The organism is Streptomyces sp. NBC_01390 (assembly GCF_045040105.1).
GTDB lineage: Bacteria > Actinomycetota > Actinomycetes > Streptomycetales > Streptomycetaceae > Streptomyces.
Map to the genome: position 1 here is coordinate 7803604 of NZ_CP109551.1, position 12699 is coordinate 7816302.

The following is a 12699-nucleotide window of genomic DNA, read 5'->3' on the forward strand; positions in this document are numbered from 1 at the left end:
TTCATGCCCACGACCACACGCTAAGTCACTCGTCCCCAAAGTGTCGACGCATTATTCGCCGCAGAACCAAAGAATCACTTATGATCGAAAAATGATCGAAGCCCGTCATCTCCGCGTCCTGCGTGCTGTGGCCTCCACCGGCTCCTTCTCGGCTGCGGGCCGTGAACTGGGCTGCACCCAGCCCGCCGTGAGCCAGCAGATGAAAGCGCTGGAAGCCTCGGTCGGCACCCCGCTGCTCATCCGCAGCGGACGCCGGATGCGCCTGACCCAGGCGGGCGAGGCCCTCGTGCGACACGCGGCCGGCATCCTCTCGGGCCTCACGGCGGCGGAGGAGGAGATCGCGGCGATCGCCGGGCTGCGGGCGGGCCGGGTCCGGCTGGTCTCCTTCCCCAGCGGCAGCTCCACCCTCGTCCCGACAGCCCTCGCCGCCCTGCGCGCCGCCCACCCCGGCACCCGGGTCTCCCTGGAGGAGGCCGAACCCCCGCACTCGGTCGAACTGCTGCGCGAGGGCGACTGCGATGTGGCGCTCGCTTTCCGTTACGAGGGAGCGGCCGGCGCCGGTGAGTGGGACGACCTGGTGGTCCGCCCCCTTCTCACCGACCGGCTCGTCGGCCTCGTACCCGAAGGGCACCGGCTGTCCCGCGCCGAGTCGGTCGCCCTGACCGAACTCGCCGCCGAGTCCTGGATCGCCGGCTGCCCGCGCTGCCGGGGCCAGCTGGTCGAGGCCTGCGAGAGCGCGGGCTTCACCCCGCGCATCGACTTCGCGACCGACGACTACCCCGCGGTGGTCGGTCTGGTGGGCGCGGGTCTGGGCGTGGCGGTCCTGCCCCGGCTCGCCGTCGAGTCCGTACGGCCGCGGGGCGTGCGCACCGTGACGCTGGAACCGGCGGTCCGGCGGGAGATCGTCGCGCTGACCCTGCCCGACCTGGCGCAGGTGCCGGCGGTGGCGGCGACGCTGGACCAGCTCGCGCAGGCGGCGGACCGGGTCTGAGACGGGTGGGCACGCGTGCGCGTGCCCATACGGGCCGCGCCGAAGAAACGTTCCTTCAGTTGTTCGAGTCGAGGTCCCCGCCACCGGCCGACGCCGACACCAGCCGGTTACGGGCCCGTCCCATCAGCTCTTCGCGTTCGTCCTCGGTCAATCCGCCCCACACGCCGTACGGCTCGCGCACCGCCAGCGCGTGTGCCGCGCACTGCGCGCGGACCGGGCATCTCATGCAGACCTCCTTGGCCGAGTTCTCGCGAGCGCTCCGTGCCGCACCGCGCTCTCCCTCCGGGTGGAAGAAGAGCGAGCTGTCGACCCCACGGCAGGCCGCGAGGAGCTGCCAGTCCCAGAGGTCCGCGTTCGGACCGGGAAGGCGGGAGAAATCTGCCATTGTTTGTCCCCTTGTTGCCGTTCTGGGCTGAGGTGGTGCCCCTGACCGTACAACTACGATCTAAGGAGATGAAAATATGACTCATTGCGAATCTAGCCTCAGACACCAACAAAAGGGAAGAAAACAGTCTGAATGGGGCATAGGTTGTGATGAAACGTTGAGGGTCTGTTGTGCATGTCTGCACCGTGTCCACGCCCTCACGTAGAGTGCCGAAGACGACACACAGCCCCGTAACTCTTTCGAGTGACCGTCGTTGAGAGTGCGGAGGCGGTTGGAGGAACAAGCGCTCGGACGGGCGGCAGTACCCACTGCCGAGAAAATCGGTCGAGTGTCAACCGCACAGGTGACAATTCTGTACCAGCCTGGAGGCTCAAGGTGACGCGCATCAGCTGCGGAGGGCGGCCATGACATCCGTCCTCGTCTGCGACGACTCCCCGCTTGCCCGAGAGGCGCTCCGCCGCGCGGTCGCGACCGTGCCCGGTGTCGAGCGCGTGACCACGGCGGCCAACGGCGAGGAAGTCCTCCGCCGCTGGGGTGCCGACCGTTCGGACCTGATTCTGATGGACGTACGCATGCCCGGTCTGGGCGGCGTCGAGACGGTCCGGCGGCTGCTGTCCGCCGACCCCGGAGCGCGCATCATCATGCTCACCGTCGCCGAGGACCTGGACGGCGTGGCGCTCGCCGTCGCCGCCGGTGCCCGCGGCTATCTGCACAAGGACGCCTCGCGCGCCGAACTGCGGGCCACGGTGACGCAGGCGCTGGCCGACCCGACCTGGCGGCTCGCGCCGCGCCGACTGCGCTCGGCCGAGATGGGCGCCGCGCCCACCCTCACCGCGCGTGAGATCCAGGTCCTGGAAGGCATGAGCCACGGCCGGTCGAACGCGGAGATCGGACGCGAACTGTTCCTCTCCGAGGACACGGTGAAGACGCACGCCAGGCGCCTTTTCAAGAAGCTCGGCGCCTCTGACCGCGCGCACGCGGTGGCGCTCGGTTTCCGCTGGGGTCTGGTCCGTTAGGTGGACCTCGCCGGGGGTGAGAAAGTCCCCGCCTACCGCATGGTGGGCGGGGGTCGCAAAACGGCCCGCCGGACAACCGCTGCTCGTTTCGCCGCGGATGCCGCATCCTTGAGGTGTGGAGTTCCTCGGGCACGAGTCGGTCGAGCGGAAGGGGAGGGCGCAGGATATGAGTTCCGGCGCACCTGCTCATAACGCTTCGGTGCACAACAACGGACGCGGTGCCACGGAGAGAGCGGCGCCAAGGCACCATGGTCCGATGCGTGACGACGAGGCGGCTTATGCCCATGGGGTGATCGGTTCCCTCGTCCATCGCGCCGTCGACGGGGACGAGCAGGCCACGCACGACCTGCTCGCCCATGTCCACCCCCTCGCCCTGCGCTACTGCCGCACCCGGCTGTCCCGACTGCCGGGCGACGCGCGGCACTTCGTGGAGGACCTGGCGCAGGAGGTCTGCGTCGCCGTACTCCTCGCCCTGCCGCGCTACCGCGACACCGGACGCCCGTTCGAGGCGTTCGTCTTCGCGATCGCAGCGCACAAGGTCGCCGATCTCCAGCGTGCCGCGATGCGCCACCCGGGTTCGACCGCGGTCCCCTCGGACGAGATGCCGGAACGCCCCGACGACTCCCTGGGCCCCGAGGAACGGGCCCTCCTCAGCAGCGACGCCGAATGGGCCAAGAAACTCATGGCCAACCTCCCCGAGAACCAGCGTGAACTGCTCCTGCTGCGCATCGCGGTGGGCCTCACGGCGGAGGAGACGGGCCAGATGTTGGGAATGTCACCCGGCGCGGTGCGCGTGGCCCAGCATCGCGCGTTGAGCAGGCTGCGAGCACTGGCGGAGCAGTAGGGGCCGCAGTGCCGGGCGCCCTTTGCCCGGCCGCGTTTCCCGGCCCCGTATGAACGGCCGGGGCGCCGACTCCGTACGAACAGTCGATTCCGTACGAACATACGAAGCCCCGGGGCACCCCGCACCGTGGAATTCGGGACCCGTGCTTCCCGTTAGCATGGACATCCGCACCGAGCAAGGCCATTTGGGGAAGGTGTCATGACTGCCAACGTCGACGGAGTGCCCGCCAAGTTCGCGACCCTCGGGCTCACCTACGACGACGTGCTGCTGCTGCCGGGCGCATCGGAAGTGCTGCCCAACGCGGTCGACACCTCGTCCCGCATCTCCCGCAACGTCCGCGTCAACATCCCGCTGCTGTCCGCGGCGATGGACAAGGTCACCGAGTCGCGCATGGCGATCGCCATGGCCCGGCAGGGTGGCGTCGGCGTGTTGCACCGCAACCTCTCCATCGAGGACCAGGTCAACCAGGTCGACCTCGTGAAGCGCTCCGAGTCCGGCATGGTCACCGACCCGATCACGGTGAACCCGGACGCGACGCTGGGCGAGGCCGACGCGCTGTGTGCCAAGTTCCGCATCAGCGGCGTCCCGGTGACCGACGGCAGCGGCAAGCTGCTCGGCATCGTCACCAACCGCGACATGGCCTTCGAGACCGACCGCTCGCGTCAGGTCCGTGAGGTCATGACGCCGATGCCGCTGGTCACGGGCAAGGTCGGCATCTCCGGCACCGAGGCCATGGAGCTGCTGCGCCGCCACAAGATCGAGAAGCTTCCCCTGGTCGACGACTCCGGTCTCCTCAAGGGCCTGATCACGGTCAAGGACTTCGTCAAGGCCGAGAAGTACCCGAGCGCCGCCAAGGACTCCGAGGGCCGGCTGCTCGTCGGCGCGGCCGTCGGTGCCAGCCCCGAGGCGCTGGAGCGCGCCCAGGCGCTCGCCGAGGCGGGCGTGGACTTCCTGGTCGTCGACACCTCGCACGGTCACAACAGCAACGCCCTGAGCTGGATGTCGAAGATCAAGTCGAGCGTCCACGTCGACGTGATCGGCGGCAACGTCGCCACACGCGACGGCGCCCAGGCCCTGATCGACGCGGGCGTCGACGGCATCAAGGTGGGCGTCGGACCCGGCTCCATCTGCACCACCCGCGTGGTCGCCGGCATCGGCGTCCCCCAGGTGACGGCCATCTACGAGGCGGCCCTCGCGGCCCGCGCCGCCGGTATCCCGCTGATCGGCGACGGTGGCCTGCAGTACTCCGGCGACATCGGCAAGGCGCTCGCCGCCGGCGCCGACTCCGTCATGCTGGGCAGCCTGCTGGCCGGCTGCGAGGAGTCCCCGGGCGAGCTGCAGTTCATCAACGGCAAGCAGTTCAAGTCGTACCGCGGCATGGGCTCGCTGGGCGCCATGCAGTCGCGCGGCCAGGCGAAGTCGTACTCCAAGGACCGCTACTTCCAGGCCGACGTCGGCTCCGACGACAAGCTCGTCCCCGAGGGCATCGAGGGCCAGGTGCCCTACCGCGGTCCCCTGGCCAACGTGCTGCACCAGCTCGTCGGCGGCCTGCGCCAGACCATGGGATACGTCGGTGCGGCCACGGTCGGCGAGATGGAGACCAAGGGCCGCTTCGTCCGCATCACCTCGGCGGGCCTCAAGGAGAGCCACCCGCACGACATCCAGATGACGGTCGAGGCGCCCAACTACAGCCGTAAGTAGGCGCGAGCGGTAACCGGACGTGCGAGAGGCGGTCCCGGAGGCACTCCGGGGCCGCCTTTGTCGTACCCGTCGGGGATACTGGGAGGCGCACAACCAAGGATGGAAAGGCCACACACGTGACTGAGATCGAGATCGGGCGCGGCAAGCGCGGCCGTAGGGCGTACGCCTTCGACGACATCGCCGTCGTCCCCAGCCGTCGTACGCGCGACCCGAAGGAGGTCTCGATCGCCTGGCAGATCGACGCCTACCGCTTCGAGCTGCCCTTCCTGGCGGCCCCCATGGACTCGGTCGTCTCCCCGGCCACCGCGATCCGCATCGGCGAGCTGGGCGGCCTCGGCGTCCTCAACCTCGAAGGCCTCTGGACCCGGTACGAGGACCCGCAGCCGCTGCTCGACGAGATCGCCGCGCTGGACGTGGACACCGCGACGCGCCGCCTCCAGGAGATCTACGCGGCTCCCATCAAGGAGGAGCTGATCGGCGCGCGCATCAAGGAGGTGCGCGACTCGGGCGTGGTCACCGCCGCCGCGCTCTCCCCGCAGCGCACGGCCCAGTTCTCCAAGGCCGTCGTCGACGCGGGCGTGGACATCTTCGTCATCCGCGGTACGACGGTCTCCGCGGAGCACGTCTCCGGCGCTGCCGAACCGCTGAACCTGAAGCAGTTCATCTACGAGCTGGACGTCCCGGTGATCGTCGGCGGCTGCGCCACCTACACCGCGGCCCTGCACCTGATGCGCACCGGCGCGGCAGGCGTGCTGGTCGGCTTCGGCGGCGGCGCCGCCCACACCACGCGCAACGTGCTGGGCATCCGCGTCCCGATGGCCACCTCGGTCGCCGATGTGGCCGCCGCCCGCCGCGACTACATGGACGAGTCCGGCGGCCGGTACGTGCACGTGATCGCGGACGGCGGTGTCGGCTGGTCCGGCGACCTCCCCAAGGCGATCGCCTGTGGCGCCGACGCGGTCATGATGGGCTCCCCGCTGGCCCGCGCCACGGACGCGCCCGGCAAGGGCCACCACTGGGGCATGGAGGCCGTCAACGAGGAACTGCCGCGCGGCAAGAAGGTCGACCTCGGCACGGTCGGCACGATCGAGGAGGTCCTCATGGGCCCCTCGCACACGCCCGACGGCTCGATGAACTTCTTCGGCGCCCTGCGCCGCGCCATGTCCACTACGGGCTACAGCGACCTCAAGGAGTTCCAGCGCGTCGAGGTGACGGTGGCGGACTCGCAGCACATGCGATGAGCTGACGCCGCGCTCGGCCTGAGCGATGTCGAGGGGCCTGATCACCCGTGGGGGTGGTCGGGCCCTTTTCGTGTGTCCAAGTGGCGCTGGTGGGGCGCGTTTCGCCGGTGGGGGCACACGGTTGCGTTCGGGGCGAATGCGCGCCGATCAAGGGTGGCGAGGCCGCTAGCGTGTGTGTCGGCGCCCCAGTTCTCTGGAGCGCCCCCTTCCAAGGACATGGTTCCGGACCCCCGCCCATCGGGGCCCGGCCCGAGTTCCAGCAAGCCGCCTACCGGGTCTATGGGCGGTGTCGCGGAAGGGGGCGCCCATGGGTCGTCACCGCAAGCCCACCCGCTGGGTTCGGCTCCGTCTTCGGGCGGTCAAGTTCCGGAGGAGGTGCATCTTGTGGACCTACGGATGGTGAGCGGCCGCCCCCACAAGAACTAGGGGCGGACACCCGTGAACCATCGAGGAGCCTGCCGCAGCTAGACCCTGCGGTGGGCTCCACCCTTTTGCACGGTACCGGTACTCGCCATCGGGCGGCTCGGTGCCGAAGGTGGTGCATCTTGCGGACATACGGTTGGTGAGCGGCCGCCCCCACGAGAATTAGGGGCGGACACCCGTGAACCATTCAGGAGCCTGCCGCAGTTACCCCTGCGGTGGGGCTCCACCTGCCTCGTACGGTACCGAGGCGGGAGCGCCCGCGCCACCGGTCCCCGAGGCTCAGCCGTTCGCACGCGCCCCCCTTCACAACCGGTGCGCCGCCCCCGTAGGAGTCGCCCCCCGCGTGTCCAGCAGCAACTGTGCCTTCACCGACAGGCCCTGCAGGTCGTACGTGCGGTGCTGCTGGAGGAGGATCGTCAGGTCGGCGTCGGCCGCCGCCTCGTAGAGCGAGTCCGCGCGGGGGACGGGGCGGTCCAGGACGCTCCAGGACGGGATGTGGGGGTCGTGGTAGCTGACGGAGGCGCCCAGCTCCATCAGGCGGATCGCGATCTCCTGGGCGGGGGAGCCCTGTTGGTCGGCGAGGTCGGGCTTGTAGGTGACGCCCAGCAGCAGTACGCGTGCGCCCCGGGCCGATTTGCCGTGCTCGTTCAGGAGCGTGGCCGCGCGTTGGATGACGTACTGGGGCATGTGGTCGTTGACCTGCTGGGCCAGTTCCACCATGCGCAGGGCGCGGCCCGTGCGGCCGGTGTGGCCCGTGTGGTTGTGCAGGTCCTGGGGGACGGCGTGGCCGCCTACGCCCGGGCCCGGGCGGAATGCCTGGAAGCCGAAGGGCTTGGTCTCCGCGCAGCGGATGACGTCCCACAGGTCGACGCCCAGGTCGTGGCAGAGGACCGCCATCTCGTTGACGAGGGCGATGTTGACGTGCCGGAAGTTGGTCTCCAGGAGCTGGACCGTTTCCGCTTCCCGGGGTCCACGCGCGCGTACGACCTTGTCGGTGAGCCTGCCGTAGAAGGCGGCGGCCGACTCGGTGCAGGCGGGGGTGAGGCCGCCGATGACCTTCGGGGTGTTGGCGGGGGTGAAGTCGCGGTTGCCCGGGTCGACGCGGCTGGGGGAGTAGGCGAGGTGGAAGTCGCGGCCCGCCTTCAGCCCGGAGCCCTCTTCGAGGAGGGGGCGCAGGAACTCCTCCGTCGTTCCCGGGTGAACGGGCGACTCCAGGATCACCGTGGTGTGCGGGCGCAGGCGCGCGGCGAGGGTGCGGGCGGCGGCCTCCACCTGGCTCAGGTCAAGGGCTCCGTCGGCGCCGCGTGGGGTGGGCGCGCAGATGACGGCGGTGCGTACACGGCCGAGTTCGGCGGGGCCGACGGCGGTCCGGAAGCCTCTGGAGAGCATCCGGCGCAGTTCGGCGGCGGTGAGGGAACCGGCCTCGGGGCCGGTCTTGTACCCGAGAGTGGGGATGCCGGCGGCGACGGCCGCCTGGGCCAGTGGCAGGCCGAGATGTCCGAGTCCGATGACGGCGAGGTCTGCGGGCATGCGTGGGCCGTCCTTCCCAGTAGCCGAAGCGGGACAGGTGCGCAAGCCCTGTGGACAGAACGAGCGAGCGCAATGTCAGACTAGGAGTAAATATGACCGATATGCGTGATTGGGTGGGCGAGTTTCCACAGGTGTTTCTGTGCAGGTTGTCCACAGGCTGAGGGCGGGTGGTGGCCGAAGTCGGGCGACCCGGTCAGAATTCGGGCAGAGGGATTCGGGCAGGCGCAGTCCTACGGCGGAACCACAGTCGGCCGGGCGTGCGGACACGGCCGGCGCGACCGACAGCGGGAGGCAGCGATGAGGACAGCGGCACTGGGACCGGCACAGCGTGCCGAGTCACTGGCAGCAATGGCCGAGCGTGAGCTGGATGTGCTGGTCGTGGGCGCCGGCGTGGTCGGAGCGGGCACCGCGCTCGACTCCGTGACCCGCGGTCTGTCCACGGGTCTCGTGGAGGCCCGTGACTGGGCGTCGGGCACGTCGAGCAGGTCCAGCAAGCTCATCCACGGCGGCCTGCGCTATCTGGAGATGCTCGACTTCGCCCTCGTCAGAGAGGCGCTGAAGGAACGCGGGCTGTTGCTGGAGCGGCTCGCCCCGCACCTGGTCAAGCCGGTGGCGTTCCTGTATCCGCTGCAGCACCAGGGCTGGGAGCGGCTGTACGCCGGGGCGGGCGTCGCGCTCTACGACGCGATGTCGATGGCCCGAGGGCATGGGCGGGGTCTGCCGACGCACCGTCACCTGAGCCGCCGTCACGCCCTGCGTGTCGCACCCGCCTTGAAGAAGGACGCGCTGGTCGGAGCGTTGCAGTACTACGACGCGCAGATGGACGACGCCCGCTTCGTGGCCACCCTGGTGCGCACGGCGGCGGCGTACGGCGCGAAGGTCGCCAACCGCGCGCGGGTGACCGGCTTCCTGCGGGAGGGGGAGCGGGTCGTCGGCGCCCGGGTGCAGGATGTCGAGGGCGGCGGGGAGTACGAGATCCGCGCCCGGCAGATCGTCAACGCCACCGGGGTGTGGACCGATGACACCCAGGGGATGGTCGGCGAGCGCGGCCAGTTCCACGTCAGGGCGTCCAAGGGCATCCATCTGGTCGTGCCCAAGGACCGGATCCACTCGACGACCGGGCTGATCCTGCGCACCGAGAAGTCCGTACTGTTCGTGATCCCGTGGGGCCGGCACTGGATCGTCGGGACGACGGACACCGACTGGGACCTGGACAAGGCCCACCCGGCGGCCTCCAGCGCCGACATCGACTACCTGCTGGAACACGTGAACTCGGTACTCGCGGTGCCGCTGACGAGGGACGACGTCCAGGGCGTCTACGCGGGCCTGCGGCCCCTGCTCGCCGGGGAGTCCGACGCCACCAGCAAACTGTCGCGCGAGCACACGGTGGCACACCCGGTGCCGGGCCTGGTGGTCGTGGCGGGCGGCAAGTACACGACGTACCGGGTGATGGCGAAGGACGCGGTCGACGAGGCCGTGCACGGACTCGACCAGCGTGTCGCCGAGTGCGTGACGGAGGACGTGCCGCTGCTGGGTGCCGAGGGCTATCGCGCGCTGTGGAACGCCCGGGCGCGCACGGCCGCGCGCACCGGCCTGCATGTGGTGCGCGTGGAGCACCTGCTGAACCGGTATGGCTCGCTGGCGCAGGAGGTGCTCGATCTGATCGCCGCCGACTCCTCGCTCGGCGAGCCGCTGCAGGCCGCGGAGGACTATCTGCGGGCGGAGATCGTGTACGCCGCCTCGCACGAGGGCGCGCGGCATCTGGACGACGTGCTGACCCGGCGGACCCGGATCTCGATCGAGACGTTCGACCGGGGGACGCGCAGTTCTCGTGAGGCGGCGGAGTTGATGGCGCCCGTCCTCGGCTGGGACAAGGACCAGATCGAGCGTGAGGTCGAGCACTACGACAAGCGCGTGGAGGCGGAGCGTGAGTCGCAGCGGCAGCCGGACGACCTCACGGCGGACGCGGCACGGCTGGGTGCGCCGGACATCGTGCCGCTCTGACGTCTCCGCGACTTCCGGTCCCGAACCGCGGGTTTCGGCCTTCCGGTGACTTCTCGGCCGTTCTTCTCGAACTCCCGACCGTCACTCGAACGAGTGTCGTGAGCTGGGATCTTTGCCCGGCAGCCGTCCGTTCTACGGGGTGCGGGGGCAGAAGTCGGCGGCGAGCGGGGCCGGTTCGGGACCGGGGCCCGCGCTCGTGACGGGGGTTCATTCGGGAGGGGGGATGGCAGTGACAGCAGGTGGGGCGGGGGATGGGTTGCTCCACGCGGCCTTCCTTCCCACGGGCCGCCGTCCGTCCCGAGGGGCACCCGGGGCATCGGCCGGTTGTCGGGTGAGGGACAATGGAGGCTCTGTCAGGGCGGGTTGCTTGAGGGGACGCATGTCGGAGGCGGAGCGGGCGGGAGCATCCCGTCAGGACAGGAGTGAGCGTCTCCTCGCCGGGCGGTACCGGCTGGGAGGAGTCCTCGGCCGCGGCGGCATGGGTACCGTCTGGCGCGCGGAGGACGAGACCCTCGGCCGGACGGTCGCCGTCAAGGAGCTGAGGTTCCCGGGGAGTATCGACGAGGACGAGAAGCGGCGGCTGATCACGCGGACGCTGCGCGAGGCCAAGGCGATCGCGCGGATCCGCAACAACAGTGCCGTGACCGTCTTCGACGTGGTCGAGGAGGACGACCGGCCGTGGATCGTGATGGAGCTCGTCGAGGGCAAGTCGCTCGCCGAGGTCATCCGTGAGGACGGGCTGCTGGAGCCCCGGCGCGCGGCCGAGGTGGGCCTCGCGATCCTCGACGTGCTCAGGTCCGCGCACCGTGAGGGCATCCTGCACCGCGATGTGAAACCGTCGAACGTGCTGATGTCCGAGGACGGCAGGGTCGTCCTCACCGACTTCGGTATCGCGCAGGTCGAGGGCGACCCGTCGATCACCTCGACCGGCATGCTCGTCGGCGCACCCTCCTACATCTCGCCGGAGCGGGCCCGAGGCCACAAGCCCGGCCCCGCTGCCGACCTCTGGTCGCTGGGCGGCCTGCTGTACGCGTCGGTCGAGGGTGTGCCGCCCTACGACAAGGGATCCGCGATCGCGACGCTGACCGCCGTGATGACGGAGCAGCTGGAGGAGCCGAAGAACGCGGGTCCGCTGAAGGACGTGATCTACGGGCTGCTCAACAAGGATCCCGCCAAGCGTCTCGACGACGCCGGTGCGCGCAGGATGCTCAACGCGGTGATCCACGCTCCCGAGCCCCAGCCGGCCGTGCCGGAACCGATGGACGCCACGAAGGTCGTGCCGTTGCCGGTCCTGCCGGGCAAGGGCAAGGGGGCCGGTAAGAGCGCGGAGAGCGGGAGTCCGGCCGAGTCGGATTCCGGGAGCAAGCGGGTCGAAGAGGCCGGCGAGCGGTTCCGGGGGGCGTTCCGGTCCGTCAAGAAGGCGGCCGTCGCGGCGAGTGCCGGGGCGGGAGCCGCAGTCCGTACGAAGTCGTCAGGCTCCGCCGGGACGGCCGGTTCTTCCGAGTCCGCGGGAGCGGCCGGGGCCGTCGCGGCCTCGGGGAGTGTGGCTTCCGCCGGGGTGACGGACGAGGCCGCGAAGAGCGGCGCGCCGGAGACCGGGCAGCGGACCGGCGGTGCGGCGCAGGGCGCTGTCGTTCCCGGCGCTCGGGACGGCCAGGCTCGGGACAGGGGAGCGCAGAGCGGTAACGCCGGTACCGGGGGGCGCAGTTCGGGGTGGCCCGTGGTGCCGCCGCCGGATCTGCCGCCGCGGTCCGTGCCCAGGGCGCCGCTCACCGACGTGGTGCCGAAGCGCACGCTGGTGCTCATCGCGGTGGTCGTCGCCGTCATCGTGCTCGGTGTGGTGCTGGCCCTCGTGCTCGGGGGCGACGACTCCACCGACAGTTCCGCCGGCGGGTCGAAGTCCGGCGGGGACAAGGTGACGTCCACGTCCTCCGGCTCCGCCGAGACCAAGGAGGACAAGGACGACGGCACCCGTGCGGACGGTGGGCAGAGCGCCGACACCGCGACCGGCAAGGAGACGGGAGCCGGGACGGGCACGGGAGCGGGGAGCGCGCCAAGTGCGTCCGTGAGCGCGTCCGGTGAGTCCGGTCGCCCCGCGGGAGTGACCACGTACACCGGTGGGCAGGGGTTCTCCATCGGACTGCCCACGGGGTGGAAGTACGAGTCCACGGGGGCCGCGGGCGCCCGCTTCGCGGGGCCCGACGGACAGAGGCTGCTCGTGGGATGGACCACCACGCCCAAGAACGACCCCGTGGCGGACTGGAAGAACCAAGAGCAGTACATGACGCGTTCGCAGTACGACCGGATCCGAATAGCGAAGGTGAGCTACCGCGGCTGGAACACGGCCGACTGGGAGTTCACCTATGCGGAGGGCGGGACGAAGTACCGGTCCGTGGACCGGGGGTTCGTCGTCAACGGCCAACTCGGGTATGGGCTCATGTTCACGGCGAAAGCGTCGAATTGGGACAGTGAGCTGCGCAAGGAGACATGGCGGACCTTCACGGAGACGTTCGAGCCGAAATCGTGATGCGCGCGCTTCCGAGTTGAGGCCGTGAGATCTCGAA

General features: G+C 70.1%; 9 protein-coding genes. 7 read left to right on the forward strand and 2 right to left on the reverse strand.

Annotated features, from left to right (window positions below):
- Positions 1–91 precede the first annotated feature (91 nt).
- The gene (locus OG241_RS35225) at positions 92–991 is read left to right on the forward strand and encodes a LysR family transcriptional regulator (RefSeq protein ID WP_405821181.1); all 900 of its coding nucleotides are present in this window, start codon (positions 92–94) and stop codon (positions 989–991) included.
- Positions 992–1046: 55 nt separating this feature from the next.
- On the opposite strand, the gene OG241_RS35230 is transcribed toward OG241_RS35225, so the two are convergent.
- The gene (locus OG241_RS35230) at positions 1047–1376 is read right to left on the reverse strand and encodes a WhiB family transcriptional regulator (protein WP_319092507.1); all 330 of its coding nucleotides are present in this window, start codon (positions 1374–1376) and stop codon (positions 1047–1049) included.
- A gap of 404 nt (positions 1377–1780) precedes the next feature.
- Between OG241_RS35230 and OG241_RS35235 the strand changes: the two genes are divergently transcribed.
- The 4 genes from OG241_RS35235 to OG241_RS35250 all read left to right on the forward strand — a co-directional run bounded on the left by OG241_RS35235 (position 1781) and on the right by OG241_RS35250 (position 6178).
- Positions 1781–2392, forward strand: a complete 612-nt coding sequence (locus tag OG241_RS35235) for a response regulator transcription factor (RefSeq protein WP_003948568.1) — start codon at positions 1781–1783, stop codon at positions 2390–2392.
- Positions 2393–2648: 256 nt separating this feature from the next.
- Positions 2649–3236: a sigma-70 family RNA polymerase sigma factor gene (locus OG241_RS35240; RefSeq protein ID WP_006377792.1), complete on the forward strand. Its 588-nt coding sequence runs from the start codon at positions 2649–2651 to the stop codon at positions 3234–3236.
- 198 nt (positions 3237–3434) lie between these two features.
- Positions 3435–4937 (forward strand): IMP dehydrogenase, encoded by a 1503-nt coding sequence (gene guaB / locus OG241_RS35245; RefSeq protein WP_405821182.1) that lies wholly within the window; start codon positions 3435–3437, stop codon positions 4935–4937.
- 116 nt (positions 4938–5053) lie between these two features.
- Positions 5054–6178, forward strand: coding sequence for a GuaB3 family IMP dehydrogenase-related protein (locus tag OG241_RS35250; RefSeq protein ID WP_405821184.1), 1125 nt, complete (start codon positions 5054–5056; stop codon positions 6176–6178).
- A 726-nt stretch (positions 6179–6904) separates the two neighbouring features.
- On the opposite strand, the gene OG241_RS35255 is transcribed toward OG241_RS35250, so the two are convergent.
- Positions 6905–8131, reverse strand: a complete 1227-nt coding sequence (locus tag OG241_RS35255; protein WP_405821186.1) for a nucleotide sugar dehydrogenase — start codon at positions 8129–8131, stop codon at positions 6905–6907.
- Positions 8132–8428: 297 nt separating this feature from the next.
- Between OG241_RS35255 and OG241_RS35260 the strand changes: the two genes are divergently transcribed.
- Positions 8429–10135, forward strand: coding sequence for a glycerol-3-phosphate dehydrogenase/oxidase (locus OG241_RS35260; RefSeq protein ID WP_405821188.1), 1707 nt, complete (start codon positions 8429–8431; stop codon positions 10133–10135).
- A gap of 379 nt (positions 10136–10514) precedes the next feature.
- Positions 10515–12662 (forward strand): serine/threonine-protein kinase, encoded by a 2148-nt coding sequence (locus tag OG241_RS35265; RefSeq protein WP_405821190.1) that lies wholly within the window; start codon positions 10515–10517, stop codon positions 12660–12662.
- Positions 12663–12699 lie beyond the last annotated feature (37 nt).

Coding starts and splice junctions, on each gene's coding strand:
- OG241_RS35225 (WP_405821181.1), top strand. CDS start 92: ATGATCGAAGCCCGTCATCTCCGCGTCCTGCGTGCTGTGGCCTCCACC.
- OG241_RS35240 (WP_006377792.1), top strand. CDS start 2,649: ATGCGTGACGACGAGGCGGCTTATGCCCATGGGGTGATCGGTTCCCTC.
- OG241_RS35260 (WP_405821188.1), top strand. CDS start 8,429: ATGAGGACAGCGGCACTGGGACCGGCACAGCGTGCCGAGTCACTGGCA.
- OG241_RS35265 (WP_405821190.1), top strand. CDS start 10,515: ATGTCGGAGGCGGAGCGGGCGGGAGCATCCCGTCAGGACAGGAGTGAG.
- OG241_RS35255 (WP_405821186.1), bottom strand. CDS start 8,131: ATGCCCGCAGACCTCGCCGTCATCGGACTCGGACATCTCGGCCTGCCA.
- OG241_RS35235 (WP_003948568.1), top strand. CDS start 1,781: ATGACATCCGTCCTCGTCTGCGACGACTCCCCGCTTGCCCGAGAGGCG.
- guaB (WP_405821182.1), top strand. CDS start 3,435: ATGACTGCCAACGTCGACGGAGTGCCCGCCAAGTTCGCGACCCTCGGG.
- OG241_RS35230 (WP_319092507.1), bottom strand. CDS start 1,376: ATGGCAGATTTCTCCCGCCTTCCCGGTCCGAACGCGGACCTCTGGGAC.